This window comes from Domibacillus sp., from assembly GCF_031181085.1.
GTDB lineage: Bacteria > Bacillota > Bacilli > Bacillales > Domibacillaceae > Domibacillus.
Genome location: NZ_JAPSLE010000001.1, coordinates 137,483 through 162,251, shown reverse-complemented (window position 1 = coordinate 162,251; position 24,769 = coordinate 137,483). Strand labels below are relative to the sequence as shown.

General features: G+C 44.1%; 29 protein-coding genes and 1 tRNA gene. 9 read left to right on the top strand and 21 right to left on the bottom strand.

Annotation, left to right across the window (positions count from 1 at the left end):
• Positions 1–110: 110 nt before the first annotated feature.
• The 3 genes from RIN81_RS00960 to RIN81_RS00950 all read right to left on the bottom strand — a co-directional run bounded on the left by RIN81_RS00960 (position 111) and on the right by RIN81_RS00950 (position 1,560).
• A complete protein-coding gene (locus tag RIN81_RS00960; protein ID WP_375164483.1) occupies positions 111–1,064 on the bottom strand; it encodes a TRM11 family SAM-dependent methyltransferase in 954 nt (317 codons plus the stop codon).
• A gap of 79 nt (positions 1,065–1,143) precedes the next feature.
• Positions 1,144–1,284 carry a 3-methyladenine DNA glycosylase gene (locus RIN81_RS00955; protein ID WP_242232282.1) on the bottom strand — a complete coding sequence of 47 codons (141 nt, stop codon included), beginning with the start codon at positions 1,282–1,284 and terminating at the stop codon, positions 1,144–1,146.
• A 99-nt stretch (positions 1,285–1,383) separates the two neighbouring features.
• The gene (locus tag RIN81_RS00950; RefSeq protein ID WP_309086891.1) at positions 1,384–1,560 is read right to left on the bottom strand and encodes a hypothetical protein; all 177 of its coding nucleotides are present in this window, start codon (positions 1,558–1,560) and stop codon (positions 1,384–1,386) included.
• A gap of 120 nt (positions 1,561–1,680) precedes the next feature.
• Here RIN81_RS00950 and RIN81_RS00945 point away from each other — a divergent pair, with 120 nt between their 5' ends.
• Positions 1,681–2,568, top strand: a complete 888-nt coding sequence (locus RIN81_RS00945) for an exonuclease domain-containing protein (protein WP_309086890.1) — start codon at positions 1,681–1,683, stop codon at positions 2,566–2,568.
• Between the two features lie 480 nt (positions 2,569–3,048).
• Here the strand turns inward: RIN81_RS00945 and RIN81_RS00940 are convergent, their stop codons facing one another.
• Positions 3,049–3,600, bottom strand: coding sequence for a hypothetical protein (locus tag RIN81_RS00940; protein ID WP_309086889.1), 552 nt, complete (start codon positions 3,598–3,600; stop codon positions 3,049–3,051).
• 118 nt (positions 3,601–3,718) lie between these two features.
• On the opposite strand from RIN81_RS00940, the gene RIN81_RS00935 reads away from it, so the two are divergent.
• A complete protein-coding gene (locus RIN81_RS00935) occupies positions 3,719–4,318 on the top strand; it encodes a TetR/AcrR family transcriptional regulator (RefSeq protein WP_309086888.1) in 600 nt (199 codons plus the stop codon).
• 48 nt (positions 4,319–4,366) lie between these two features.
• Here RIN81_RS00935 and RIN81_RS00930 read toward each other — a convergent pair whose 3' ends face one another.
• The 3 genes from RIN81_RS00930 to RIN81_RS00920 form a co-directional block, all read right to left on the bottom strand.
• Entirely contained in the window at positions 4,367–6,160 is a 1,794-nt protein-coding gene (locus tag RIN81_RS00930) for a sensor histidine kinase (RefSeq protein WP_309086887.1), read from the bottom strand.
• Positions 6,161–6,178: 18 nt separating this feature from the next.
• On the bottom strand, positions 6,179–7,159 hold the full coding sequence (locus RIN81_RS00925; protein WP_309086886.1) for a BMP family ABC transporter substrate-binding protein: 981 nt from the start codon (positions 7,157–7,159) through the stop codon (positions 6,179–6,181).
• Positions 7,160–7,429: 270 nt separating this feature from the next.
• A complete protein-coding gene (locus RIN81_RS00920) occupies positions 7,430–7,732 on the bottom strand; it encodes an iron-sulfur cluster assembly accessory protein (RefSeq protein WP_309086885.1) in 303 nt (100 codons plus the stop codon).
• A gap of 252 nt (positions 7,733–7,984) precedes the next feature.
• On the opposite strand from RIN81_RS00920, the gene RIN81_RS00915 reads away from it, so the two are divergent.
• Entirely contained in the window at positions 7,985–8,728 is a 744-nt protein-coding gene (locus tag RIN81_RS00915) for a gamma-glutamyl-gamma-aminobutyrate hydrolase family protein (RefSeq protein WP_242232290.1), read from the top strand.
• A 182-nt stretch (positions 8,729–8,910) separates the two neighbouring features.
• Here RIN81_RS00915 and RIN81_RS00910 read toward each other — a convergent pair whose 3' ends face one another.
• The gene (locus RIN81_RS00910; RefSeq protein ID WP_309086884.1) at positions 8,911–9,765 is read right to left on the bottom strand and encodes a glycerophosphodiester phosphodiesterase; all 855 of its coding nucleotides are present in this window, start codon (positions 9,763–9,765) and stop codon (positions 8,911–8,913) included.
• 507 nt (positions 9,766–10,272) lie between these two features.
• Here RIN81_RS00910 and sspK point away from each other — a divergent pair.
• The 3 genes from sspK to RIN81_RS00895 are packed head-to-tail and all read left to right on the top strand — an operon-like array spanning position 10,273 to position 10,828.
• Positions 10,273–10,428, top strand: coding sequence for a small, acid-soluble spore protein K (gene sspK / locus RIN81_RS00905; protein ID WP_309086883.1), 156 nt, complete (start codon positions 10,273–10,275; stop codon positions 10,426–10,428).
• 18 nt (positions 10,429–10,446) lie between these two features.
• Positions 10,447–10,623: a YfhD family protein gene (locus RIN81_RS00900; RefSeq protein ID WP_242232293.1), complete on the top strand. Its 177-nt coding sequence runs from the start codon at positions 10,447–10,449 to the stop codon at positions 10,621–10,623.
• Positions 10,624–10,639: 16 nt separating this feature from the next.
• Entirely contained in the window at positions 10,640–10,828 is a 189-nt protein-coding gene (locus tag RIN81_RS00895) for an H-type small acid-soluble spore protein (RefSeq protein ID WP_309086882.1), read from the top strand.
• 236 nt (positions 10,829–11,064) lie between these two features.
• On the opposite strand, the gene trhO is transcribed toward RIN81_RS00895, so the two are convergent.
• Positions 11,065–12,009: an oxygen-dependent tRNA uridine(34) hydroxylase TrhO gene (trhO, locus tag RIN81_RS00890; RefSeq protein WP_309086881.1), complete on the bottom strand. Its 945-nt coding sequence runs from the start codon at positions 12,007–12,009 to the stop codon at positions 11,065–11,067.
• A gap of 343 nt (positions 12,010–12,352) precedes the next feature.
• On the opposite strand from trhO, the gene RIN81_RS00885 reads away from it, so the two are divergent.
• Positions 12,353–12,423: transfer RNA gene (locus RIN81_RS00885), tRNA-Cys, on the top strand.
• Positions 12,424–12,585: 162 nt separating this feature from the next.
• Here RIN81_RS00885 and RIN81_RS00880 read toward each other — a convergent pair.
• The 4 genes from RIN81_RS00880 to RIN81_RS00865 form a co-directional block, all read right to left on the bottom strand.
• Positions 12,586–13,092, bottom strand: a complete 507-nt coding sequence (locus tag RIN81_RS00880; protein WP_309086880.1) for a GNAT family N-acetyltransferase — start codon at positions 13,090–13,092, stop codon at positions 12,586–12,588.
• 295 nt (positions 13,093–13,387) lie between these two features.
• Complete coding sequence (locus tag RIN81_RS00875) at positions 13,388–13,684, bottom strand: putative quinol monooxygenase (RefSeq protein ID WP_309086879.1); 297 nt, start codon at positions 13,682–13,684, stop codon at positions 13,388–13,390.
• Positions 13,685–13,704: 20 nt separating this feature from the next.
• Complete coding sequence (locus RIN81_RS00870) at positions 13,705–14,340, bottom strand: nitroreductase family protein (protein WP_309086878.1); 636 nt, start codon at positions 14,338–14,340, stop codon at positions 13,705–13,707.
• 19 nt (positions 14,341–14,359) lie between these two features.
• Complete coding sequence (locus RIN81_RS00865; RefSeq protein WP_309086877.1) at positions 14,360–14,791, bottom strand: MarR family winged helix-turn-helix transcriptional regulator; 432 nt, start codon at positions 14,789–14,791, stop codon at positions 14,360–14,362.
• 234 nt (positions 14,792–15,025) lie between these two features.
• On the opposite strand from RIN81_RS00865, the gene RIN81_RS00860 reads away from it, so the two are divergent.
• Complete coding sequence (locus RIN81_RS00860) at positions 15,026–15,745, top strand: hypothetical protein (RefSeq protein WP_309086876.1); 720 nt, start codon at positions 15,026–15,028, stop codon at positions 15,743–15,745.
• Between the two features lie 16 nt (positions 15,746–15,761).
• Here the strand turns inward: RIN81_RS00860 and RIN81_RS00855 are convergent, their stop codons facing one another.
• Positions 15,762–16,202, bottom strand: a complete 441-nt coding sequence (locus RIN81_RS00855) for a hypothetical protein (protein WP_309086875.1) — start codon at positions 16,200–16,202, stop codon at positions 15,762–15,764.
• 99 nt (positions 16,203–16,301) lie between these two features.
• Positions 16,302–16,997 carry a hypothetical protein gene (locus tag RIN81_RS00850; RefSeq protein ID WP_309086874.1) on the bottom strand — a complete coding sequence of 232 codons (696 nt, stop codon included), beginning with the start codon at positions 16,995–16,997 and terminating at the stop codon, positions 16,302–16,304.
• A gap of 178 nt (positions 16,998–17,175) precedes the next feature.
• On the opposite strand from RIN81_RS00850, the gene RIN81_RS00845 reads away from it, so the two are divergent.
• Positions 17,176–17,556: a hypothetical protein gene (locus RIN81_RS00845; RefSeq protein ID WP_309086873.1), complete on the top strand. Its 381-nt coding sequence runs from the start codon at positions 17,176–17,178 to the stop codon at positions 17,554–17,556.
• 35 nt (positions 17,557–17,591) lie between these two features.
• Here the strand turns inward: RIN81_RS00845 and RIN81_RS00840 are convergent, their stop codons facing one another.
• The 6 genes from RIN81_RS00840 to RIN81_RS00815 form a co-directional block, all read right to left on the bottom strand.
• Entirely contained in the window at positions 17,592–17,741 is a 150-nt protein-coding gene (locus tag RIN81_RS00840) for a hypothetical protein (RefSeq protein ID WP_251270485.1), read from the bottom strand.
• 179 nt (positions 17,742–17,920) lie between these two features.
• Entirely contained in the window at positions 17,921–18,547 is a 627-nt protein-coding gene (locus RIN81_RS00835) for a TVP38/TMEM64 family protein (RefSeq protein WP_309086872.1), read from the bottom strand.
• Between the two features lie 66 nt (positions 18,548–18,613).
• Positions 18,614–19,501 carry a TIGR01777 family oxidoreductase gene (locus RIN81_RS00830; protein WP_309086871.1) on the bottom strand — a complete coding sequence of 296 codons (888 nt, stop codon included), beginning with the start codon at positions 19,499–19,501 and terminating at the stop codon, positions 18,614–18,616.
• 159 nt (positions 19,502–19,660) lie between these two features.
• Positions 19,661–20,317, bottom strand: coding sequence for a hypothetical protein (locus RIN81_RS00825; RefSeq protein ID WP_309086870.1), 657 nt, complete (start codon positions 20,315–20,317; stop codon positions 19,661–19,663).
• 242 nt (positions 20,318–20,559) lie between these two features.
• The gene (locus RIN81_RS00820) at positions 20,560–21,174 is read right to left on the bottom strand and encodes a 4'-phosphopantetheinyl transferase family protein (RefSeq protein ID WP_309086869.1); all 615 of its coding nucleotides are present in this window, start codon (positions 21,172–21,174) and stop codon (positions 20,560–20,562) included.
• 9 nt (positions 21,175–21,183) lie between these two features.
• Positions 21,184–24,759, bottom strand: a complete 3,576-nt coding sequence (locus RIN81_RS00815; protein WP_309086868.1) for a non-ribosomal peptide synthetase family protein — start codon at positions 24,757–24,759, stop codon at positions 21,184–21,186.
• Between the last annotated feature and the right edge of the window lie 10 nt (positions 24,760–24,769).

Sequence of the window (24,769 nt, the reverse complement as noted above, 5' to 3'; positions counted from 1 at the left end):
TCGGGCTCAGCGCCTGCCCCATGGAAAGTGCAGCCGATCCATCCTACTCATATGTACGGTCGTCCATATAATTTGTCTGCAGTCTGATACACTTGAAGGGAAGGGCCTTCTTATGAACAGGAAAGAATGCGTCTGGAAAAAGTACTTTTTCTTGCAATGCAACGGTCTTGAATAGCAAAACCTGCTTTCTCAACCATTTCTTCAATCGGATCAATAGACACGACAACGAGCCTGTCGGCAATGCGCCGTGCATGCGTTAAAATGGACTGCAGCTCATCAGGCGTTGCATGTGTATACAGATTATATGGCATATCAACAATCGCTACATCATAATGCTCTTCTACTTCTTCAATTGGTCCGAGTGTGACACAGCCTTCGAGGCCAAAGTAAGCCAGGTTTTCACGCGAGCCTCCGACAACAAGCGGATTGATATCGCGCCCCTCAATGTCCATCCCCATTGATAAAGCTTCCACTAAAACAGTCCCGATCCCGCAGCATGGATCGATAGCCCGAATGCCTTCGGGCTCCGGTACAGCAATATTCGCCATGACCCGTGCATCCCGGGCACTGAGCGCTGTTGAATATTCACGCGGCTTTTGAATATGTTTCATCCATACACGCTTGTTTTTCTCATAACGCCCCAGATACCAGCGTCCGCCGCAAGCCACAAGGCCAAAAAGGTGATCCGGATTTTTCAAGTCCGCTTCCCCAATAATTTCCCAGCCAATGGCCCGTTCAATTTCCAGCCGTTCCTGGTATTCCACCTTTTTTTCAGGCGGAAGGTCGTTCGTTTTTACAAAAATCGCTTTAAATGTTTCACTTCCTATATCGATGCTGCCAGCTTTTTGAACGATGTCAGCCACCGAATCCGCCTCAAGAAGCACTTCTATTTTTTCTCGTATAAACGGGCTTCGATTTACATCCAGATCGACACTGCTTTTCACTACCGGCCCGGAGGCAGACGAACCGAAAAAAGCGCGCAGCTCCATTTCAGCCAGTTCTTCGTCTTCCTCACTATAATTCACTGTATAAATAAATTCGTTCACATTGATCCTTCTTTCTATTATCCTCTGCTTCATTTATTTTGACATACTTTTCTCCATCCAGCTCCTTTTTTTCATGGAAAATAAAAAACCCTGACGATTATTCGAAATCGTCAGGGTTTTTATCTTCAGGGCGCTTTTCCTTTTTATCCTGTGCGCGCTGCGGTTCGATATCTTCACCGCGCTCTTTCTTTCGTTGCTGCTCTATTGAGTCATTGGACTGTTTGTTTTCTTCTGTCATGTGAATGTGCCTCCTTTGATCTGTCTCTTTTACGTTATTTCCACATTTTCTTGAAAATAAACAAAGATTATAATCTGGCACCATGTAAAAGCAAAAGAACTACTTCTTTTTTAAGATGCCCACCGTTCGCACCATTGATCCAATAAACATAACGAGTGCGCCTGCAACGAGCAGGATGAGAAACGCATTTCTTGGAATGACGCCCATCGGATAAAGAAGCCCGCTCAAAATAGCGATGAGTCCAATAACTGTTAATGCCCAGCCGAATTTAATCATCATCTTACCTGCCTTACCTGCTTTTTCTGCTAGTGTACCATACGCCCGATTGTATTTCATACCTAAAACCAGTACACTTATTCTACTATAACTATGATTAACGTAAAGGATGATCCAGACGTGAAAAATTTCACTGCACTTGATTTCGAGACGGCGAACGCCAGCCGAAGCAGTGTTTGTTCGATTGGGCTGGCAAAAGTAGTCGATGGAGAAATCAAAAAAACTTACTATTCGCTTGTTAATCCGAAAGAGCGGTTTGACAGCCGGAATATCGCCGTGCACGGCATCCGGCCGGAAAATGTAGCGGATGCGCCCTCGTTTAGCGATATTTTCGATGAAGTAATAGCTTTTATTGGAGAGGATCCAATTGTGGCTCACTTTGCCCAATTCGACATTAGCGTTCTGCGCAGCACAGCTCAAAAACATGGGCTGTCCCTGCCGAATAATCCGTATTTCTGTTCCTGTATGCTGGCAAAATCTATGTTGAAGCTGCCTTCCAACAAATTGAATGTAGTAGCCGGCCACTTTAACTTTACATTCAATCATCATAATGCGCTGGAAGATGCCGTTGCCTGTGCAGTCGTGGTAAACGGTATGATGGAACGCCACGCTTCGCTTGCTGCCTTTCTCCAGGAAGCGCAGTATGGATTCGGCTATATTCACGGCGAGTCTTTTCGCAAAAAGAAGCCGGACAAGCCGGCTCCAGTTCAAAAGCCAAAAGCAGATGCGGGCGTACATCCTTTTGCGCAAAAAGCCATTTCATTTACCGGCACGCTTACGTGTATGAAACGGCAGGAAGCCATCCATATTGTCGAAAGCCTTGGTGCCAGTATTCATCCTACCGTTAAAAAGAACACTGATTATTTAATCGTCGGTGAATCTGATGCGAAAAAATACCGAGACGGACAGCTTTCCGCCCAAATTCAACGGGCAAGAAACTGGCAGTCAAAAGGCGGAGCCATCAAGCTCGTTTCTGAGCAAAAATTTTTCAAAGCAATCCGTTTATAAAAAGAACGCACTTCTTATTTGAGTCCGTTCTTTCAGTATGTAGCCAAAGTCTTTCGCTTTTAAAAAGAGCCGATAAGTGAAGCCTGCCATACTTCGAGCAGTGCGGGAGCCTCCTCGGCTGGGCCTGCGGGGTCTCCCGACTTACTGTACTTCCCGCAGGAATCTTCGTCCGCCAGGCTTCACTAAGAAGTGGTCTAGAAGATCCATAAGCAAGAAATGAATAGAAAACTTACCTTTTTTGCCCAGAAAAATACGACCTTATTCTCTCTATACCATCTTGTCGCAAGCCCCTTGGCGGCGAGAGGGGGGCGCAGACTCTTATGGGACTAGCTTGGAAGCTGAGACCGGTGAAGCCGTCAGGCGGAGCCGGGCTCAGCGCCTGCCCCACGGAAAGCAGAGCTGCCTGGACGCCCCCGGTCCATCCCATTCATGTGCACGATCATCCCTATCACTTGTCTCCAGCCTGAAAGCACGCACTTCTTATTTGAGGACGTTCTTTTTGCTCTGTTTTGGCCAAATGAAATAGCTGGCTGTTATTAGAAGATCGATCCCTAATACAAGCGTCCAAATGCGCAAAATCTGCCAGAGGGCTTCTGTTCGTTCTCCCCCTCCAATCAGCAGGATGATGCCATACAGCAGCCCAGCTCCAATTCCGTAAGCGAAAACATGGCGTATAGTATTTTTCAAATCCTGCTTAGCAAAAGCAAAGCCTGTTTTCGACACCGGCTTGCTGCCCTCTTTCAGCACATAGTGGCGGAATGTCTCATCGGCCCATCTGATCATGCTTTTCCCATAAGCAACGGAAACACCGATATAAACGGCCGCAATGCCATGAGCCATGCTGGCCGATGCCCCTCTTTGAAGATCTGTTACTGTAGATACCAGCAGCAGCAAGTCTATTATAGGGGTAAGCGCTAAAAAAAGCAGACCCGCTTTTTCTTTTTGGAATACATATCTTAACGTTAAACCCACTCCGATAACCACCCAAAACGCTGCTTCACACACAACAATAAGCCAGGCAATGGTATCCATCTTTTCCCCCTCTTTTAAATAATACAGTTGTATTATTTAAAAGATAACGCATTTTCTTATTAAATACAATCGTATTAAAAAAATGGTTTCTTGCCCTCTTTTTTGTTACAATCGGTATATGCCAAAAATCGTCGATCACGAAAAGCGAAAAAAACAAATTGCCGAAGCAACCTGGACTATTATTGTAAAAAAGGGAGTAGAAGGGGCGACCGTTCGTGCCATTGCTGCTGAAGCCGGCGTTTCTCTCGGCTCGCTCCGTCATTATTTTTCCTCCCAGGAGGAACTGCTCCTGTACGCGATGGATCTCGTTAAAGAGCGGGTATCTATCCGGATTAACCGCCTTTTACAATCAGAGGATTCTCCAGAACAAATTAGTATTCGCATCTTGCTTGAGCTTATTCCATACGATGCTGAAAGCCAGACAGAGATGTCTGTCTGGTTTCACTTTGTCATGAACAGTCTGCCGCATGCCCAAGAAGAGGAGGATGGTATACGTGAAGGGATCGAGCGGATTATGACAGGACTGTTCGAGGGCGGATTGCTGAAAAAAGAAGCGGATGTAAACCTGGAAATCGAACGGCTTTATGCTCTAGTCGACGGTCTTGCTCTTCATGTGATGCTCCACCCTAAGCGGCTGTCAAAGGAGAAAATAAAAAAGGTGATTATTCATCATATGAACACACTATTTCACCAGCCCGTCGAAGAAGCAAACATATAAAAAGGAGCAGGGTTACAAACGGTTGATTGTAACCCTGCTCCTTTTTCTTTATGAAACCGGCAGAGTCATACAAAATGTCGTGCCGGCTTTTGAGGTGGACATTAATTCGATGGTTCCACCATGGCTTTCCACCATTCGCTGGACAAGCGGCAGTCCAAGCCCTGTCCCGTCTTCTTTAGAGGTTGAAAAAGGATCAAAAAGCGTTTTTCGCATCCTGTCGTCTATTCCTGTACCCGTATCCTGCAAGTAAATGCGGTACCAGCCTTTTTCAGTCGTTGAATGAATGGAAATATGGCCTTTTTCCTCTATCGCTTCTATACTATTGCGAATCAAATTATGAAAAATCTGCTTCATTTGATTAGGATCCACCTGTAGAAGATGCGGATCCAGTGAAAAAGTAAACTCAATATCTTTTTGCAGTGACTGTGTGATAAGCGGGAGGATATCCTGGATTAAATCTTCTATTTTGACTTCTTTTAATCTCGGGGCTTCCGGCTTCGACATCAACAGCATATCTTCAATAATCGTATTAATCCGGTCCAGCTCTTTTAAAAGAAGAGGCAGATAATACTGCTCTTTTTCTTCTCTGGAGAAAGAGTGATCCATTAAAGAAAGAAAGCCTTGAATAACAGCGAGTGGATTTCGTATTTCATGGGCAGCACCAGCTGCCATTTCACCTACTACTGCCAGTTTTTCCGACTGCTGCATCCGCCGTTCAAGCTCGCTCATTTTTGTAAAATCGATAAAATAAAAAATGCGGCCAATTCTCTCTTCCCGTTTATTTACTAATTCGGCTTGAGACACAAGCAGCTGATAAGATTGTTTACCAGTCATAAAAGGAATTTTTTCATTTTGGCAAATGCACTTATCTTTTAATATTCCCCAGAACTTCTTGTTTTGGTGATCTGTTTGGGCTAAATGCTGTACGGTGTCTTCTCCTGCCTCTAATAAGTGCTTGGCAAACGTATTTAAAGAAAAGGCGTCCGTTTTATCGTCACTCGTTATAATTCCAACAGGCAATGAATTTAAAATTTGTTCCTGATAAATTTTGCCCTCTGTAATGGTATGAAACGATTCTTTTAAACTGGCAGACATTTTATTAATAGAGTCGGCAATCAGTTTCAGCTCTTCCTGCTCTACTTCTGTCACTGTCAAGCCGTAGCGGCCGCCTGCAATTTGATCTACACTTTCAACCATTTTTTCAATTGGTTTTGTCAGCCCCTTGCTGATCCGGTGTGACCCATAAATCGACATGATCAATGCAGCCGTTGTCAGAAATAATAAAATTACGAGAGCCGCTTCAATAATTCTTGAAAACCGGTCTGCCTGCCCGCTTAGCGAAGAGAGTGTCTCCGTTTCTTTTTCTCTAAGGCTCAATTTTAAACGATCCAGCTCCGGCAGGTATTGCTCTGTCACATACGCTGCTGTCTCATCTGTATTGCCATTAAGTAAAAGCCCCTGGACATTATTTTCGATTAAAAAGTCTAAACGGTCGATATCCCGGCTAAACGTCTCAAGTGCCGGCGGAATCACGACCTTCTCGTTCCCGGGAAACTGGGCAGCTTTTTTGTCCTGCTCCTTGTATACTTCTACAAGCGTATCATTGAGACCGCCGGATAGATAACTTTCGACGATATACTTTTTAACATTAAGATCTTCCTGCCAGTAAGAAATCCAAACCATTTCAGGGATATCGTTTTTATTCATCTGTTGACCAACGCTTTGAACGTCTTCAATAGATCGTACAAAAACAAGTGAAAACCCGCTTAATAAGAGGGTATTGACTAACAGTACGGTTAAGATTTTGTGACGGAAAGACATATGAAGAAATTGTTTTTTCATAACCTGCTTCCTTTTGCATCAGTTCAACTTATCCGTTTCCTCTTGAATCTGCTGCTTTTCTTTTTCTGTATACATGGGGCCAAGCGGCGCAAGGGAATACACACCGTCCTCATTGGTTAACATGGCAATCCCGCCGGGCATCCCTTCCCGGCTGAAATAATCATCCATGATGGCCTTGTAAACTTGTGGTATATCGTTCACTACACTGGTTAAGACAACCTCTCTTCCCATGTAAGACTGATCATCCATATAGCCGATTACGTAAACTCCCCGCTTCAATGCATAATCAATGACCGCCCGGTTAAACTCATTCCCTCTAGAGTAAAGAACGTCCACTCCATCGTCAATCATTTCTTTGGCTATTTGAACGGCTTTTGTCCCATCTTCCCAATCACCCACGACCTTATAGTAAAACTCCGCCTGTGGAGCCGCTTTTTTAAGCCCTTTTTCAAATCCAGGATGAAACAGCCGGTCTTCTATAGGATCGATAAGGCCTATTTTATTCGTTTTTGTTTTCATAGCAGCAGCCAGAGCGGCGATTCGCTCAATATCAACCGAATTCTGCTTGTACATATAAGCAGTATGGTTCTTTTCTTTTGACTCACCATTTAAATTTGCAAACTGCACGTCCGGATAATCGGCGGCAGCTTTATCAAAAGGCAAGCTGTACTCACGTCCGTGGCCAATAATGACTTTTGCCCCACTTCGAACGGCCTGGTCAATGATTTTCCTCATTTCCACCTCGGAGCGTATCTCACTCACCAGCTTCGCCTCAACTGGAAACTCATCTTCTATTTGAAGCATTCCTTTATAAGCAAGGCTGCTCCAGCTTTGGTCTTCTATGGCATCAGCTGTTAAAATATAAACTTTTACCTTTTTTTCTGTTTGAACAGCTGTTTCCTTCTGTACAATCTCTTCTGCTTTTAAACTAACCATAACCAGGATCGCGACAGCTGCAGTCAAAGCTGCCGCTAAAATGAGCCTTCCCCGTTTGACCATAAGTACTAAACACCTTCTAACCGGTTTATTTATCGAAAAGTATTATTTCTACTTTGATAGTAAATCATGAAACTGTAAAAATCGACATTTTTTCTTTGTGGAACCGCTTTATCGATTATTTTTTTAAGCTTTATCGTGATTAATTTTCAATGAAAGGATAGAACGAACCTGACAAAATAAAAAAACGCCGTAATGGCGCTTTCAGGCTGTTGACAAACGCCTGCTTTCTTACGTTGTCTACACTTTCAAACGCCATGCGGCGCCCTTTTGTTAGTGGTGATGGTGCCCGCCTTTTGATGAGTTCGTTACAACAAATCCTTCCTGCGGCACATAGAAGTACTGAACGAAAATTCCATCAAGAAACTCTTCACGGCCGTCGAGGATAATATCAATATCTTTATCAGTGTGAACGACTACATCATGCTCTTTTGGCGTATCGAGCGTAATCGCATAATGCGCATGATTGCCATGATGTTCCGTGACTGCAACACGAATCATTTTTCCTTCCGCTTCAGGTGTATCAAGCATTTTTTTCAGTGCTTTTGCGGCTTTTTGGTTGACCTTGCATCTCATTTTCTTTTTCCCCTTCCACTGTAAGGACTTCTTTCAGTGTAACGCTTCACAGCCGAGAATGCTAAAGTTCTGCTTTCTTCTTATTTTCTTTTTTTTACTAGTCAGCTTCTCTTCCGCTCACAAGGAAACCGGGTGCTGAATAAACTAAATCAACAACTCTTTGTACCCTTTTGCAAAGAATAAGCATACATTTTTCGTAATGCGGCAGCTTTCATGAAAACACCCCAGCTAAATGGCCAAAGGAGGATTCACATGAAGAAAGCGCCTATTATCGGCATCACCAGTTCATATGTCCGCCAAACGTTAAATTCAGAAGGAGTTTACGTTCATCATGATTACCATCGTGCTGTACTGAAAGCCGGAGGTATCCCCGTTATTCTGCCGTCTGTCCCCCCAAATACTATTCCTTACTATCTTGATCTGTGTGATGGTTTTATTTTAAGCGGCGGGGAGGATGTGGACCCGATGTACTACGGCCAGGCTCCTCATGCAAAAATGGGGTCAGTGTTTGCAGAGCGCGATGAGTTTGAGCTCGAGCTGACAGCTTTGCTTTTAAAGAAAAAAAAGCCGATTTTGGCCATTTGCCGTGGTCTGCAGGTATTAAATGTCGCACTCGGCGGCACACTCTGGCAGGATGTTCCGAGCCAGGTGAGCAGTCACATTCAACATGCACAAACTTATCACCGCTCTCTTTCCATTCACGAGGTTACTCTCGTTCCCCATTCACAGTTAGCCAAAATGATGGAAGCAGATAAAGTAAACGTTAATAGTCTTCATCATCAGGCTATCGATGCTTTAGGAAAAGGACTCTCAGTTGTCGGCCACAGTCCGGATCACTTAATTGAAGCGGTAGAGATGGACGGAGATGTTTTTGTGATCGGGGTACAGTGGCACCCTGAATCGATGGTGCCAGGGAGCACGGAGATGAACCGTCTTTTTTCTTCTTTTATTTGTGCTGCCGCCCATGGCAATAAAGATAATGAACGAGGGGCATAATAGCCTTTTAAACGCTTTGTATCCTGCAGCAAGCACTACAGGCTTGATTTAAAAAACGCTCGGATTTTTTCATCCGGGCGCTTTTCTTGTTTTAACTGTATCCTTTATCTGATCCTTGAAATTTTTTTGATTAAAGCCGGTTTGTTCTTTCACCGGCCATCTCTCAAACGGCTGCCTTCACCTTATTTCCCTTTTTTCACTTCGTGAAGTAAGCCTGGAAAATTAGTGAAGATTCCAGTTACACCCCAGTCAATCAATGTTTTCATTGTTTCTTTATCATTCACTGTATACGGGTGAATTTCGAGTCCGCTCGCCGTTACCTTTTGCACATATTGTTTGTCAATAAACGTATAGTTCGGACCAACGCCGACGGCATAGTCTTTGATCTCTTCAATTTCTTCATCCGTAATCACAGCGTCGGCTGTATACCAGAGCAATTGAACAAGCTTCACGGAAGGGTCAAGCTCATGCATTTTCTCAAGACTTTCCGTGCTAAAGGATTGGACAAGAAGCTTATCTTTGTCAATTCCGTATTTTTCTACAAGGCGAAGCAATTCTTCTTCCATGCCTGGATACACTTCCGGAGATTTCGTTTCAATGTAATAGAATTTGTTTTTTCCAAACTTTTGAAAAACCTCTTCAAGCGTTGGCACCGTTAATCCTTCATACGATGCTTTTGCATACTGCGGGTAGGTTTCATTAAACCAGCTTCCTGCATCGAGTTCTTTAATTTGGTCCAGTGTAAAGTCTTTTACAAGCCCTGTTCCATTTGTCGTACGGTCGAGCGTTTCATCATGCATCGCAATGAGCTGGCCGTCTTTTGTCATTTGCAGGTCAATTTCAATATAATCGCCTTTTAATTTTTCTCCCATTTCATAGGATACAAGAGTGTGTTCAGGTGCGAACCCGGAAGCACCTCGGTGCGCTACGTTGACAATGTCTTTTTGTTTTTCTTTTGCCATAGCCCCGCCCGCTCCCGAAACAACGCTTGCTCCTACCAGAAGTGTCAAAGCTGCAGCCATCCATTTTTTCTTCATTTTTTCATCTCCTATCTGCTTTTCTATCCCTTTAACACTCTATCAGCATATTGTTAATTTTCTTTTAATTTAAAATGAAGTTTATTAGGAGATAAGATTAATTTTTAATGTTGGAAACACATTTACTCGAAAGAGGTAAAATAATACAGTTGTTGAACTATAGAAGCAGAAGCGAAAAAATATCCTTTTGCGGATCAAGAGTTCTCCTACGCGCTGGAGTTACTTCCTGAACAAATGAAATATTAAGCGATTTCAAATATAAAATGCGCACGCCGTGATTAAGATTCACTCTAACGGGCAAGCTAAACTGTTCTTTCATATCTATTCATTTGTTTTCGCCGTGCCGGCTTCTCTGTATATGGCGTAAACGTTTTACTTACAGTATTTCCTCAATTGCCTGACTCATACGAGCCATCATTTTCATTCAAAATGGCCTGATAATTTTTGTCCAACTCCCCATACTATATCAGCGGACACGCAAAGTTCATTCACTTGGGAGGGATGGAAATGAGAAATAAAGCAAAAGATTTTCCAATAACAACTATGAAAGGTGAAGCCGAAAAAGCACGGGCTAAAGCGGTTTACGCCTCTAAACGGGCTGACGGCTCCATTAATACCCATCCACAGGAAAGAATGAATGCTTCCTCGCATCGATCAGAATAGCGGAAGGAGATTACACCAATGGGAAGAGACGAGCATAAAACAGGCAGCCACGGTGACCGGGGTCTTTCACAAACACCAAAAAATTTAAAAATACCGGCTGACAGTGTGAATGAGGAATATGCCCGCGAGCTGGCGGAAATCACCCGCTTACGAAACAAACGGCTCGGCAAAGCCGGCCATTCCGAAAAATCATAAAACGGGAGGTGGCAGCATGGAACTACAGCGCGCTAAACAAATCGTTTCCAATTCATCCGTTGATATTGATGTTGAATTTAACGGTGTGTCTGTTTGGATTGACGAAGTACACGAAGACACAAATACAGCGACCGTTCACCTGCGTGGTCCTGGCGAAGAACGGACACAAGTTGGGATTGATGACTTAAAGGAAGTCACACACTAATGAGAGAGGGCTGTTTCCTTTTAAAAGGAAACAGCCCTCTTTTGAAGCTTTTATTCACATTTTTCAACACAGGCTGATGAAATTTTTTAAGCCGGGCTAGGCTGAGCACTTCCGCTCTTTTCCTTGTCATAACCTTTTCCTGCTGTAAGAATAAATTGGTTTTCACTTCAAAGGAACGAACAAAGCCCCCTGTTTTCAAAAAAACTGGGGGCTTCTTCCGTATATATCTATCCAATTTACATCGTCTGCTTTAATGCTTCAAGACGCTCTTCTACTTCTTCTTCTGTTAGTCCGTGCTCAGCGATGTACCGGTTGCGCGGATGTGTCCGGCATTCGTCTGAACAGCTACGCAGGAAGCGGTGTTCGGACTCTTCGGATGCCAAAATCTTTTTGTTGCATTCCGGATTGGCACAGCTGACATACCGTTCGCACGGTTCACCGGTAAAGTAATCTTTGCCGACTACATTCGGGTTTACGCGGTTGATCGGCACACTGAGGCGGTCGTCAAACACAAAGCACTGGCCTTCCCAATTCTCGCCGCGTACTTCCGGATCCTTTCCGTAAGACACAATACCGCCGTGCAGCTGGACAACATCTTCAAAGCCCTCTTTTTTGAGGAAACCAGAAAATTTCTCGCAGCGGATGCCGCCCGTGCAGTACGTAAGAATTTTCTTTCCTTCAAGTTCTTCCCGGTGATCCCGAATCCATTGCGGCAGTTCACGGAATGTTTCTACATCCGGACGGATGGCGCCTTTGAAATGGCCAAGTTCGTGTTCATACGTATTACGCGCATCAAGAATTACCGCATTTTCTTCTTTCATCGCCGCCAAAAATTCTTTTGGCTCTGCATATTTACCAGTCAGCTCAAGCGGATTTACGTCATCTTCAAGGCGAAGCGTCACCAATTCAGGACGCGGACGCACTTTTAATTTTGCAAAAGCATGTTCTTCTGCTTCATCGATTTTAAAGACCATGTCTTTAAAACGCGGATCCGCATGCATCGCCTCCATATATCGCTCCGTTTGTTCGACTGTTCCGGATACAGTGCCGTTAATGCCTTCTTTGGCAACCAAAATACGCCCTTTCAGCTCAAGCCCCTCGCAAAACTGCTTATGTTCCTTCGCAAACGTTTCTGGATCATCTATTGGTACATATTGATAATAAAGCAATACTCTGTACATCTTTTTTCCTCCACCTGTTTACTTCTTTTTTCTTTTGGTATCATATCATGTTTATCCGCATTATGGGGATTTGATGCACTGGGTGCTGGAGAGGAGTTTTATCCACTTTTTCATTCTTTGACCTCCACTGCCTCAAGCTGTTTATCAGCTCAATGGCCCTTTTGCTTCTTTCTATTCATTTCATAAAACTTTTTCTTTTTCATAGGAATAAGAGATCAAATAGATGAATAGAATATTCGCAGCTTAAAAAAATAGATAAAAATTTTAAAAGAAAATACTTACATAAATACAGCAAAATGTATAAGAATTAACAGCTCTTCTTATCAATCTTTAAGAAAAATATGGTGGTATAGCCAAGCGGTAAGGCAAAGGCCTGCAAAACCTTCACACTCGGTTCAATTCCGAGTCCCACCTTTCAAAAGAAAAGGCCGGGTCCACAGTTAGTATGTGGATCCGGCCTTTTCTTATGCAACTGTGGACATCCTTTGCAAAAAGGAAAAGAACCTTTTGCCTCTGTTTTCTTTTCCTGCCGGCTAACCTTTCACTGCCTGTTTCCGTGCTGACAGCTACATGCATTTATGTGACAGAAAGCCGGTATGCTTTGACAATAATTCCGTCGTTAGCTGGTTCAAAATCAAACTGAGGCATGCGCTCAAAGCCCAAACGCTCATAAAGGCACACAGCTGCTTCCATAAAATCAGCTGTATGAAGGCCAATATAAGGAAGACCGTTTTCTTTTGTCCGCCGGATACATTCATTGATCAGCGCTTTGGCTGCCCCTTTATTTCGGGCCTGCGGATCAACCGCCAGCATTCGGATCTCTGGGTAATCCAGCATATCAACAAGCCCCGTATATGCGTCTGACTTCGCCGGAAACAGAGCTACACTGCCGATCACTTGCCCTTTTTCAACCGCTACAATCAGTTCAACGCCTTCTTGCTCATCTGCGTTAGATGAGACAGCGCTTTTTAATGCCTCCCAATGCCCGGGAGGGATTTGTTTTGCATGCTCTTCATACGATTTTATTCTTTGCTTACGAATAGATGCTTTTTCACTTGGTAATGCCTGCCGAATCGTAATCATCTGATCCACCTTTTTCACATTCCTTTTTTGATTATTTCATCTATGAGCCGACCAGCTGGCAGCAACACTTTTTTGTTCAATCTGTTTGTGGGCTGACAAACTAAACAGATTCTCACATAATGTCGGGAAATTCTGAAGCCGCTCTCTTTATACTTACGACTAAACACAACTGCCGCTGATTTTATAAACATGTTACCATTGGATTAAGAGGGGTGGAATCTTTTTTGTTGAACACAGGGACTTTAGGTGCGAAATAAAAAACAGCCGAAATCACTCCAGCTGTTTTTTCTATTCTTTATTTGGACAAAGGAGACGCTTCATAGCTGTTTACATCCAAAGGCGCTGTTAAAAATTCGGACGCTTTACCAACGAAAGCTGTAAAGTGGCTGCTCGTATTATGGAAGGCCACTGCATCTGCATCCTTCCATACTTCTACCATTGTGTACGCATGCGCCTGCTCGGTGTCTTTCATTAAATCATAAGCAATGTTTCCATCTTCCGCTCTTGATCCTTCAATAAGCGGACGAATTTCCTCCAAAAATGCCTGTTCTTTTGCTGGATTCACTTGAAAGCGTGCATGAATAATAATCATTTTTATATCCCCCTTTTTTCTTATCGCCACTCTGTAATTTGGTCAACAGGCAGCTGAACCGACTGATAGCCTTGATTTGCCGCTTTGCCAATAGAAATAAGCATAACCGGATAATAGCGGTCCTTGTCCAGGCCAAATGCCTGGGCAATCTCAGCTTTCTCAAATCCGCCAATTGGATTTGTATCATACCCATGTGCCCGGGCTGCAAGCATAAGCTGCATGGACACAAGCCCGGCATCGATCAAGTTCATTTCCTTTAACTGATCCGTTGTCATAACTTCAAAAAAACCTTTGATTGATTTGACCTGCTGATTTTTTACATCTTCTGGCATAAACCCTTTTTTAACGGCAGTTCCATAAATTTCGTCCAAATAGTCACTGCTGTTCATATCAGCAAACACGGCGATTACAGCAGCAGACGTTTCGACCTGGGACTGGTTGAACCCGGCAAGCGGCGCAAGCGTCTCTTTTCCTTCCGGTGTCTCGATCACAAGAAAACGCCATGGCTGCAGGTTCACCGAAGAAGGTGCAAGCGATGCCGTTTCTAATATTTCCTTTATTTCCTTACGGCTGATTTTAACCGACGGATCATAATACCGAATCGAACGACGGCCGGTTACAATTTCCTGAAAATCATTTGTTTTGATGTGGTTCATCGATGTTTTTCCTATATGTTCACTCAATGTTTTCGACGTTTTGCTGTATACGGGCAAGCAGGTCAGCAAGATGAGTACGATCAGCTTCCGGCACATTCTGCAGAACCTGCTGAATAAACCGCTTTTTTTCGCTGCAGTAGCCTTCCATCCGGCTGCGCCCTTCTTCGGTCAAACGAACGAAGGTAACGCGGTTGTCAGCCGGGTTTTTGCGCCGCACAACAGTACAGCGCTCCTCCAGCTGCTTGAGATGCCGCGTTACAGCCGCATGATCAATATTTATCCTTTTCTGTAAAGCCGTCTGGCTGATCTCTTCTACTTTAAACAACACGTGCAGCAGCTCTAAGCGAGACTGGCTTACACCTGTACATCGTTCAAACTTTGGCATAATCCCCTTGTTGATTTCGTGCAAGTGGTAAATGATTTGCTCATCTTCCTCATATAAATTGGTCAAAAACACCTTCTCCTATCCGTCTCCTCAATTCATTGACGGGTCAACCTTTGATCTATCAACTAATATACAGGGTGTGTATATGTGCGTCAAATTATTTGCCCTGACAGCGGATACGGCATTAAACAACGGCTATATTAAAAATGAGCAGGCCCCGAATGTTTTCAACCGGCACTCTTTGGATAAAAAATGAACACGACGTTTATAGGAAAAAGTGTCCCAAAAGGAGTGTTTTTTATGTGGATAGATATCATGGTACCGATTGACCGCCCTGGTTTTTTACCGGGCTTCCAGGCTGTTGCACCCGAACCATATATGTTTGACCAGCAGGACCGGTTTACAAGCTATCGACACGATGATTTTCCTTATACACTTATGAAAGATGACCATCATCAATGGTATCTTGCCGTACGCTGGAAATGTGAATCGCTGACCGAGGTGAAATATGCACGTCAGGTTCACCGCCCTTCCTATATGGACGAGCAAACAACATTAAAGTTAGTCGATTATATGAATGAAACAGGCTTCAGCGCCAGGATGGCTGACTTCGACAAAGCGTTTGTTCATACAACGGTTTTTGCCGACAGGCTGGAGAAAGTGCCGGCAGACCGGCAGCTGCGAATAGCCAATGCGGATGGAGAAGATGATCCCGCAGTTATCCGGAACCTGCACTTTATCGATAACCTATATAAGAGCAGGCGGACACGCTTTCTGTCTGGATTTGAAACATACTCGATCGCTACCATTACCGAAAACCGCTTCTACCTCGAGCAGGTGCACCTGCCCGCATCGGCTTCTCTTTATTTGCAGTATTTTGTTTATTACCATCGATATGGACATGTTCCTTCTAAACAAATGATGGCCAGGCTGCTCGAAAATTTATGGGCCTCTACTCAGGCGATGAACACAGGATGGAATCCAGCACTTTTCACAGCAGAAACTATCCCGGAAAATTGAACCATCTGACGGACGGCTACAGGGTGCCTGCTTTCTCACGCTGGTGAGTAAAGTCAATACGGCACCCGCCTTTTGTTTGATTGCCCCCAACGATAAGTGAATGCAGCCGATGTTCGGCGGTAAACACAATAGTGCCTTCTTCGTCTTTTGTAAACGTCCGGCTCCAGATTGGAGATGTTCGATCCTGCCACCCGAGGTGCAGTTCTCCTTCTTCGACCTTCACTTCATAGGCAAGCGTGACTGTACTCCCTTTGCTGAAGTAGAAGGAATATTCATCAACACCATGGAACCTTTTATAAGAAATCCGCAAGTGTTCAAAGCTCTGCTTATACACATAGCGGATTTTCGTTACAGTCCTTACTCTCAGCCTGCCTGTTTTCCAAAGAAAAAAGCCAATGAGCCCGATGACTACGAACGGTGCGGCCTCAATGATATAAGTGATAAAATGATTTGGCATATACGTATTTCTCCTTCGGGGATCCTATGTATTTTTTACTATTATGCTAAATGCAGTTTAAAATTTGATACAATAAAAAGGAGCGGCAAGCGCTCCTTTTTACTCTACCTGGCTTTCAAGAAACGGCTTAATGTCATCATCCAAAATCGCTGTATCCCATGGATGCCAGTAGTAGGTCATTCCATCATATTGCACGCTGTATTGATACGCAACCGCCTCGCCGGTATACAGTACGATATGATACGAGACACCTTCTTCTTGCGTATTTGGTGTAAAAGAATCAACCGGTTCGCTCGTCGTTAACAGTTTTAATAAATGCTTTAAATCTGAACCGGAGGTACTTCTTCCCTGTTTTTGTCCATCCGGGAAAACTTCGGCCCGGATTACCTTTTCAATTGGCACATTATCAAAATGCCACCTATAGCCGCTCTCTTTTGTTGAGTAATAGAGCTTGTATCCATTCTTCGCTTGTTTATCCCTTACAGCCAGCAGACCCGGATGTTCTTTAACGGCATAAAGCCCTGTTCCTTTTCCATAAAAAGCGGCATCGCCATCCTTTGGTTTATAGGATGGCTCGGTAATATGGCCCGCTACCGTAAAGGTGACCTGTCCAACTTTTTCGCCAACTGCATTTTTGTCTGCCAAAATTCCGGTATGAATGCCGTGATACTCCACTCCATTCCATTTAACAAAATCAACCCAATCAATGGCATCTGCCTGGCCTTCTTCCGGATCACCGGAACGACAGCCTGCAAGCAAAACAGCTAACAGAATCAAAAAAGCGTAGTGTCTCAACAAATCCCTCCTGCCTTGTGAATGGCTTTGCCTCGCTGCTCTTTTATAGTATTCGATGCAGGCTGGAAGATCCCTCCGTGCAGAAAGAACGATTGGAAAAATGGGGTATTATTGTTTTAAATATCCTTTGGAAGGGCATGCTGATTTTTATTTGTCATAAAAAGAAAGGAGCAAAAAAATGAATGAAGCAATCCGCTTGGTTCTGTCCATGGAATGGCTCACTGAACAAAATATTGTGCGTGTGGTCTCTTATAGCTTTTTCTTTGTAACGATCGCTGTGTTTCTCTGGCAGCTGTTCCGCTCCATTGCAGCAATTAAAACGGCAAGAGCGCAAAAAAAAATTGGATTTCGAACCATCGTACAGTGCCTGGGCGCGTTTTATTTGCTTGTTGTAACCCTCCTTGCCGCCGGGATTAATGGGCTTTCGGGTATTTTCTGGGTACATTCATTTATTGGATTTTCCCTTACCTGCATTTTTTTTATGGACAGGGCTTCCAAAAAAGACGTGCAGCCGGCGAAACTAAAACGGCGTTCCATGAAAAAAGCCAATTCTCATTAAAAATGAGAATTGGCTTTTTGGTTTATATAAAAAGATTATCTTGATTTTACTTTAATGATTGCTTCTCCATATTGGTCCATAGACTGGCGGAAGCTGTTTACTGCTGCAGCGATTGCCTGTACATATTTTCCAAAACCTGCTTTTTCTTTTAATACCATTGCTGTATCGATCATATATTTAGTCATTTTATTATCTCCCCTCATCGCTCGTGTCTTGCCTTTATTATCCTATACGCCCTCAAAATTGAAAAACCCAAAGAAAACGGAAACATTGGCTATGTAAGCGTGCATCATCGCCTTTTTTCTAACTCTTGCTTTCTTTTTCTTTGTTTTTCTTCTTTTTTAAAAATAAAAAAGCGCCGGTATTATTCCGGCACTTTGTTCATTCGTTTATAAACAATTACATAATTGACAGCCATAATAATCAGCACATACACGCCGTACAGCCCAAACGAAAACCATTTGTTTTCCGCAAAGCTTGCACCAGCAAATGACAGCAGAAGAATATTAGGCAGCTTTCCAATCGCTGAAGCGAGTAAAAACACAAATCCGTTAACACGGCTTAGTCCGCAGACAATGTTTACAACAGGAGATGGAACAACCGGCACTATGCGCACAAGCAGAATCGCCAGAAATGCATTTTTATGCAACTTGTCTTCATAGTCCTTCACCTGTGGATATCGGTCAAGTTTTGCCTGTGCCCATTCTTTAAAACCGTACCGGGCAATGTAGAAAAACAGCATCGTTCCAATCATTGAACCGCTGAGTGTAACAAGTACGCCTTCTGCCGTGCCGAAAATACCACCAATGAGTCCGGCCAGCACCGGAAACGGCACGATCGGAACAAACACACAGATCGCCACGAGCAGCATGCTGACTAAAACAGCATATGTGCCTCCTTCATTTACAGTAGCAAGCAGCCCTTCTTTTTGTGTAATGCCAAGCAGCAGAATGCCGGCCAGAACGGCAATGCTGACGATTCTTTTGATCATACTGCACCTCTTCTTTCCTCACGTTGCTGTGTTTAGTTTACCATAGACAGCCTGTGCAAGGCTCGTCTAAGAAGATAAAATAGATTGAAGAGCTTTGTCTAATGACGGAAATAAAAAAGTATAGCCCGCACGCTCCAGCCGCTCTGGAAGCACCCATCGGCTTTTAAGCACGAGCTCGGTTTCTGTCCGGATTACTTTAGCGCCAAGCTCGAGCAGCCATTCGGGCGCAGGGAGGCCAAACTGCACATTTGACGCTCTGCGCAGGGCTGCCATTAACTCACTGTTTTGAACGGGGTTGGGTGCCGCACAGTTAAACACTCCATTTAATTCAGTCCGCTCATTTAAAAACATAATAATCCCAAACAAATCTTCGAGATGAATCCAGCTGAACCGCTGCCGGCCGCTTCCTTGAGGGCCTCCGAGACCATATTTAACCAAGTTCCGGTAAGGTGTCATAACGCCTCCCCCCGGTCCAAGCACAATGGCGATGCGCAGGGCAGCTTGCCGCGTTTTCGGCAGGTCGAATGAAAAAAACGCTTCTTCCCAGCTCCTAGCAACATCAACTGAAAAACCTGATCCCATCTCTCCTGCTTCTTCCGTCATTGGCCTGTCTTCTGCATGCCGGTAAATGGTAGCTGTGCTTGAATTGATCCACACCTTTGGCGGATGTTCACATGCCTGCACAGCTTCACCAAGCCGGTTCGTGGTACTTGTCCGAGAAAGCATAATAGCTCGCTTGTTCACTTCATTATACCGGCAGTTGACTGATTTTCCCGCTAAATTTACAAGCAGCTCCGCCCTGTCCAGTGCTTTGATCATACAGGCCTTGTTTTCCCAAGAAATATGAGGCTCCTGCCGGGAAATGATGTGTACTGTATAGCCAAGTTCTTTACATCGTTCCTCCATGTACCGGCCGATAAATCCCGTTCCGCCTGCTAACACAACTTTTTTCATGTTAAAACCCCGCTCTTTGAAAGATTGGTTTTTCTGAAACGTGCTTCGCTGATTCTTCTTTACTTTAGCATATAAAGGGAATATGTCCCTGAAAAACATCTCAACACTGCTGGAGCAGGCGGGCCCGCAAAGAATAAAAGCTGCTCTTTGTCATTCTTCTTACATCATAAGAAAAATAACGGCAAGCAGCAGAACTAAAAGAATGCTCCCGGTCATTAGCAGTACTTTCCGCTGATCATCCATATAAGGCTTGACATCATAATCAATGCCGTAATACGCAAAAACCTCTCCGTTCTCATCCAAATATGGTTTAACGACTGTAAGCCAGGTTCCATAATTATCTGAATAAGGCTTGGATATGATAGTGGTTTTCTTTTTTTTCATTTCTTCTATTACATTTGCAATATTGGCCGGCTGTGTGTAAAAATCCCCTGTTTCTAAGCCGTTTTTCTCGGTTGCATCGGCTAAGTCCGTTGATGCTGCTACGAAGCGGGTATCAGTACCGTTTTTCAATTCTGCGCCAAATATATATCCGTGTGCCAGCTGCGGCTCATACCGAGACAGCCGGTTAAAATGCTCTTCAAGCTTCCGGGCTGCTTTACTGTCCCTGCTTTTACTTTGAATAACCTTCTTTATTTCTTCTTTTGTGATCTCTTTTGACCATGCCTCCGCCGTCCTTCTCGTATCCAGGGCAATACGGCTGATTACTTCCTTTGTGTCCGCATACCTGACTGCCCCAACAGCAGTAACCACTGCAATGGCCGTTATGAGACAAACAAACAAGATCCATTTTGTTTTTGCAGATAAGGCTCCCACCAATGACCACGCTCTCTTTTAATTCTTTATAAATCGTGCTCTAAAAAAATCCGGCTTCAAGCTGTACGCTGCTTTAACAATCAATCCCACACGTAAAAAAGTTTACTTTCTATACATAGATCTATAGGTTAATGGTCACAGCTTTACTTTTCTCTATCATAGTACGAACCTACATAGATAGCAAACTCAAGAATTTCTCAGCAGCTAAAAGTAAAAAAGCGCCCCTGCGGCGGGACGCTTTTTTATTTGTTTTGAAGTACAGTATCTTCAAAACATTCTTTCAATTGGAAAAAAGCTGGCTTTTCTGAACAAATAGTCAGTACCATGTCTTTGTCAAAACATTCTGTGTGAAAGTTCCATCGGCTTCTTGGCGCTGCTGCCTCCTGAAACAAAAGGGCAGGGTCTTCTTTAAATCCACAACCGATCATCTTAGCGTATGCTTCTGTCCGTGTCCATAATACGGTGAATGGAAATGAATGCAGCAGAGACTGGCCAGCCGCTGCGAGCATTCGTCTGCCTGCTTTTTCCTCGACATTTTTCTCCAAGTCGATGCCGATTCTCCAGGGTGACACAACAGCCGCTGTGATACCACTGCTATGTGTGATCGATATCTCCTTTTCACTCCCCTTCATAACCGGCTTTCCTTTCACATCATGAACCAGATTTACGCAAGCTCCGGACAGCTGCCTGGCCAACAGAAGGCCAAGCAGGGAATCATAGCGGCTTTCAAACGACCGGTATGCCTGAAGGTACATCCTTTCTTTCTCGCTTATTTCTTTATATAACGAGTCGTAAATGGATAATCGGTAGCTTGCACGCACAAAGCCGACGGTCACAGCTTCCTGGAACAAATTCATGATTATCTGTTACCGTTCATTCGGCTCTGGAAGGTATCCAATACGAACGGCGTATTCCAGCATCCGATGAATAAATGCTTCGTCCGGTGCCGGACAGTAGATTCCTTTCGGGCGAAGAGCTTTCTCTATTTCCGTGCAGTCGTACGTAATAGGCGAGTTTTTGGCCCCGTCTCCTTCTAGCCCTGCCATGGCCAGCTCGAGTCCTTCTTTATCCTTGGGCTCTTCTGAATAAAGCCAGTCTTCAAACTCCGTCAGCGTCTGCAGCTCGATCGTATAACCATAGGAAACAAGGCTTTTAATCAGTGATTCGAAACGGATGCTTTCCGGATTACACAAGTGAAACACGCCGCCGATGGATGTATCATCCATGATGATGCCGGTGACAGCGCGGCTTGCGTAATCCACCATTGTGAAATCCATATTGGCTTCCACTTTTGGCGCTCTTTTCAGTAAAACAAAGCTCTTAATCATCCGGTATACTGCATTGGCGTCAATATTTTTTTGGAAAATACCTGTTTTGTGCTGACTGCTGATATTTCCCGGGCGGATAATCGTCACTGGCAGGCCGTCTTGCCAGGCGGCTTCTACACGCTTTTCGGATTCAAGTTTGCTGTTTGTGTATAAACTGCTGACAGGAGGTGCCTCAGAAAGACGGCCGGATGACAAAAACGTTTCCCAGTGTCCTTCCATCGCCAAGTCTTCTGGAATACCAATGGTTGAAATATAGTGAAAGCGACAGCCGCCTAGTTCAGCAGCCAGAGCCAGTATGTTTTCCGTGCCTCTTACATTCGAAGCCTCGAACGACTCTTTATCACCGAAATGTCTGACGTCTGCTCCACAATGAATGATCGAATTGATATTTGCTCGAACCAGCTTCATATCTTCATTAGACATTGCAAGCTGCTCTTTGCTGAAATCTCCAACAATGATCTTAACCCGCTCTGAGACATTATATGCTTCAAAAAAGCCGGCTGGCGCATACAAGCTCACCGCTTCCTTCAGCTTATCTGCTGCTTCTGCCTGATCTTTTCCTCTAACCAGTACATACAAGCGTGCGGCAGTTTCTCTGAGAAGATCAATCAGCATATGAGAACCAAGGTATCCTGTTGCACCTGTTAGCAAAATATCCGTCTGGCCAGCCAGGACGGGGACATGAACCGATTGCAGTCTTACCGGGTGCTCCACCAATTTTATTTCTTTTTTTGGTGTGAAATTTCTTTGGCATTCTGAATCTGCGTGATCCGCTTTTCGGGCAAGCTCCTCAATCGTCGGATATGTAAAAAAGTCGTTAATTTTCAAATGCGGAAAATCTTTTTTTAGCAATGATAAAGCACCTAATACTTTGAGAGAATGGCCGCCTAATTCAAAAAAGTTTTCGTCCACTCCAATCGTGCGAATGCCCAGGCTTTCCTGCCAAGCTTCTGCAATTCTTTTTTCCGTGTCTGTAGCAGGCGGTTTCTTGTCCACCTGCTCTTGTTCAGCCAAAGGCAGTGAAGCTAGAAACTTCCGGTCTACTTTTCCAGTTGGCGACAGCGGAATATCCGGCAGTTCTACGAAATAAGATGGAATCATATAAGAAGGGAGCTTTTCGGAAAGATGACTGATCAGCGTTTTAGCCTGAATCTTTACACCATCTTTTGTCGAATAATAAACAGCAAGAGACAGGTCCCCATTCACTTTTTTCGGAACAACTGCTGTATTAGCAATTAAAACAGACTGCGCCAGTGCATCCTCAATTTCACTCAGCTCCACTCGGTAGCCGCGCACTTTAACCTGCAAGTCTTTCCGTCCGACAAATTCGATTTCCCCCTGCGGCAGCATTTTTGCTAAATCACCGGAACGGTATACAAGGTTTTCGGTAAAAGGTGCTTGCACAAATACCTCTGCTGTTTTTTCAATAAGATTGAGGTAACCGGTGGAAAGTCCTTCCGTTTCGATTATGAGCTCCCCTTCTACACCAACGGGGCATATATTCATATTTTCGTTTACAACGTACATTTTATAGTTGTGAACCGGCTTCCCAATAGGAATATTAATCATGCCTTCTTCTACCCGGCTGCTTACTTTATAGGTAGAAGCAATAACAGTCGCTTCCGTTGGCCCGTACAAATTCACAAGTTCAATCAATCCAAACTTGTTTTGGAACAAACGGACAACTTCTCCTGTTAGTGCTTCCCCGCCAACGCCCCATGCCTTTAAGCTCGAAAAGCAGGCTGCTTCTTCTTCACTTGCGTACATTGAAAATTGTTTTAACACACTGACCGGTACAGCAGGGATGTAGGTAATGCCTTCTCTTATCATCATCTGGGAAAAAGAAGTAATATCCACTCGTTCTGTCTGTGTAAGAAGGTGAAGGCGTGCACCTGTAAACAACATAGGACAAACCTCTAAAAATGAGGCATCAAACGTTAAAGTAAAAAATTGCGTCAGCACATCTTTAGACGTAGTAGGAAAAATATCTGTTAACGCATATCCAAGTCCTACAATACTTTTGTGCGCGATCTTAACTCCTTTAGGGTTTCCTGTGGATCCAGATGTATAAATAATGTAGGCAAGCTGTGTTTCTTCTATATCCAGCTCAAGAGGCGATTCGTCCGCTTCAATATTGCTGACTGGTACAATGGACGTCTGTTCTCCCGAAAGCATGGCTTTAAGCTCCGATGTGTAGGTTTCCTGTGTAAGCACCGCTTTTGAGGCGGAGTCCTGGATAATATACTGCGTTCTTGGCTTGGGGTTGTCCGGGCTTAACGGCACATATACGGCTCCTGCTTTCATAATACCGAGCATAGCGGTAATCATCTCTATACTCCGTTCCATATAAACCGATACGTAATCTCCTTTTTGGATTCCGCTTTCCCATAAATACCGGGCAATTTGGTTTGAACGGCTGTCCAGCTCTGCAAATGTAATGGCACCGATTTCTGATGAAATAGCAGTTTGATCCGGGTACAGACGGGCTGTTGCTGAAAAGACAGCAGGTAATGTTTTGCCGCAAGGGTATTCTTTTTCTGTGCTGTTAAATTCAATCCAAAGGGCTGTATCCTCAGGGGTCAGTATTTCTAGATCTAAAATATTTTTGTCGGGACAAGCAATCATGTTTTGGGATAATCGTTTAAAGCTGTGTAAATAACGCTCTTCACAAGATGGATTGAGGATCGATTCCAAGCCGGACAAATAAAACTCCGTCCCTCTTTTTGTAAACTGGAGGCAGGCTGTCTCACTCAGCACACCGCTGTCTGAAAAAGCGAGTGTACACGCAGCAGTCTTTGTTCCCGTTCCTGTTAACGCCTGTTCTACTTTCTGTATAACCTCGTTCGCTGTTAAACCATTTGTGAATACAAATTCCGCCGAATAATACATTTCGTTTTGATAAAGGTCCATCTGCAGCGTTTCTTCTCCGGTCATCCGGTGCACCCAGATAATAAAAGCGGCTGCCAGCGTCTCATATTGCCCATAAGGAAGAGATTCCTGCCTGCTTAAAAACAGCGTGTCCTTCCCTCTATAGTGATTGTCTGACGGAAACGGAAGAGTTCCTTTAACAGGCTGTACAGCAGATATGTGTTGTCCTTTAGATAATGTATTCATGATCGTTTCT

Excerpts from the sequence above, each read along its gene's own strand:
- RIN81_RS00955 (WP_242232282.1), bottom strand. The coding sequence starts at position 1,284 with ATGACAGAAGAAAACAAACAGTCCAATGACTCAATAGAGCAGCAACGA.
- RIN81_RS00950 (WP_309086891.1), bottom strand. The coding sequence starts at position 1,560 with ATGATTAAATTCGGCTGGGCATTAACAGTTATTGGACTCATCGCTATT.
- RIN81_RS00940 (WP_309086889.1), bottom strand. The coding sequence starts at position 3,600 with ATGGATACCATTGCCTGGCTTATTGTTGTGTGTGAAGCAGCGTTTTGG.
- RIN81_RS00935 (WP_309086888.1), top strand. The coding sequence starts at position 3,719 with ATGCCAAAAATCGTCGATCACGAAAAGCGAAAAAAACAAATTGCCGAA.
- RIN81_RS00930 (WP_309086887.1), bottom strand. The coding sequence starts at position 6,160 with ATGAAAAAACAATTTCTTCATATGTCTTTCCGTCACAAAATCTTAACC.
- RIN81_RS00925 (WP_309086886.1), bottom strand. The coding sequence starts at position 7,159 with ATGGTCAAACGGGGAAGGCTCATTTTAGCGGCAGCTTTGACTGCAGCT.
- RIN81_RS00920 (WP_309086885.1), bottom strand. The coding sequence starts at position 7,732 with ATGAGATGCAAGGTCAACCAAAAAGCCGCAAAAGCACTGAAAAAAATG.
- RIN81_RS00915 (WP_242232290.1), top strand. The coding sequence starts at position 7,985 with ATGAAGAAAGCGCCTATTATCGGCATCACCAGTTCATATGTCCGCCAA.
- RIN81_RS00910 (WP_309086884.1), bottom strand. The coding sequence starts at position 9,765 with ATGAAGAAAAAATGGATGGCTGCAGCTTTGACACTTCTGGTAGGAGCA.
- sspK (WP_309086883.1), top strand. The coding sequence starts at position 10,273 with ATGAGAAATAAAGCAAAAGATTTTCCAATAACAACTATGAAAGGTGAA.
- RIN81_RS00900 (WP_242232293.1), top strand. The coding sequence starts at position 10,447 with ATGGGAAGAGACGAGCATAAAACAGGCAGCCACGGTGACCGGGGTCTT.
- RIN81_RS00895 (WP_309086882.1), top strand. The coding sequence starts at position 10,640 with ATGGAACTACAGCGCGCTAAACAAATCGTTTCCAATTCATCCGTTGAT.
- trhO (WP_309086881.1), bottom strand. The coding sequence starts at position 12,009 with ATGTACAGAGTATTGCTTTATTATCAATATGTACCAATAGATGATCCA.
- RIN81_RS00880 (WP_309086880.1), bottom strand. The coding sequence starts at position 13,092 with ATGATTACGATTCGGCAGGCATTACCAAGTGAAAAAGCATCTATTCGT.
- RIN81_RS00875 (WP_309086879.1), bottom strand. The coding sequence starts at position 13,684 with ATGATTATTATTCATGCACGCTTTCAAGTGAATCCAGCAAAAGAACAG.
- RIN81_RS00870 (WP_309086878.1), bottom strand. The coding sequence starts at position 14,340 with ATGAACCACATCAAAACAAATGATTTTCAGGAAATTGTAACCGGCCGT.
- RIN81_RS00860 (WP_309086876.1), top strand. The coding sequence starts at position 15,026 with ATGTGGATAGATATCATGGTACCGATTGACCGCCCTGGTTTTTTACCG.
- RIN81_RS00855 (WP_309086875.1), bottom strand. The coding sequence starts at position 16,202 with ATGCCAAATCATTTTATCACTTATATCATTGAGGCCGCACCGTTCGTA.
- RIN81_RS00845 (WP_309086873.1), top strand. The coding sequence starts at position 17,176 with ATGAATGAAGCAATCCGCTTGGTTCTGTCCATGGAATGGCTCACTGAA.
- RIN81_RS00840 (WP_251270485.1), bottom strand. The coding sequence starts at position 17,741 with ATGACTAAATATATGATCGATACAGCAATGGTATTAAAAGAAAAAGCA.
- RIN81_RS00835 (WP_309086872.1), bottom strand. The coding sequence starts at position 18,547 with ATGATCAAAAGAATCGTCAGCATTGCCGTTCTGGCCGGCATTCTGCTG.
- RIN81_RS00830 (WP_309086871.1), bottom strand. The coding sequence starts at position 19,501 with ATGAAAAAAGTTGTGTTAGCAGGCGGAACGGGATTTATCGGCCGGTAC.
- RIN81_RS00820 (WP_309086869.1), bottom strand. The coding sequence starts at position 21,174 with ATGAATTTGTTCCAGGAAGCTGTGACCGTCGGCTTTGTGCGTGCAAGC.
- RIN81_RS00815 (WP_309086868.1), bottom strand. The coding sequence starts at position 24,759 with ATGAATACATTATCTAAAGGACAACACATATCTGCTGTACAGCCTGTT.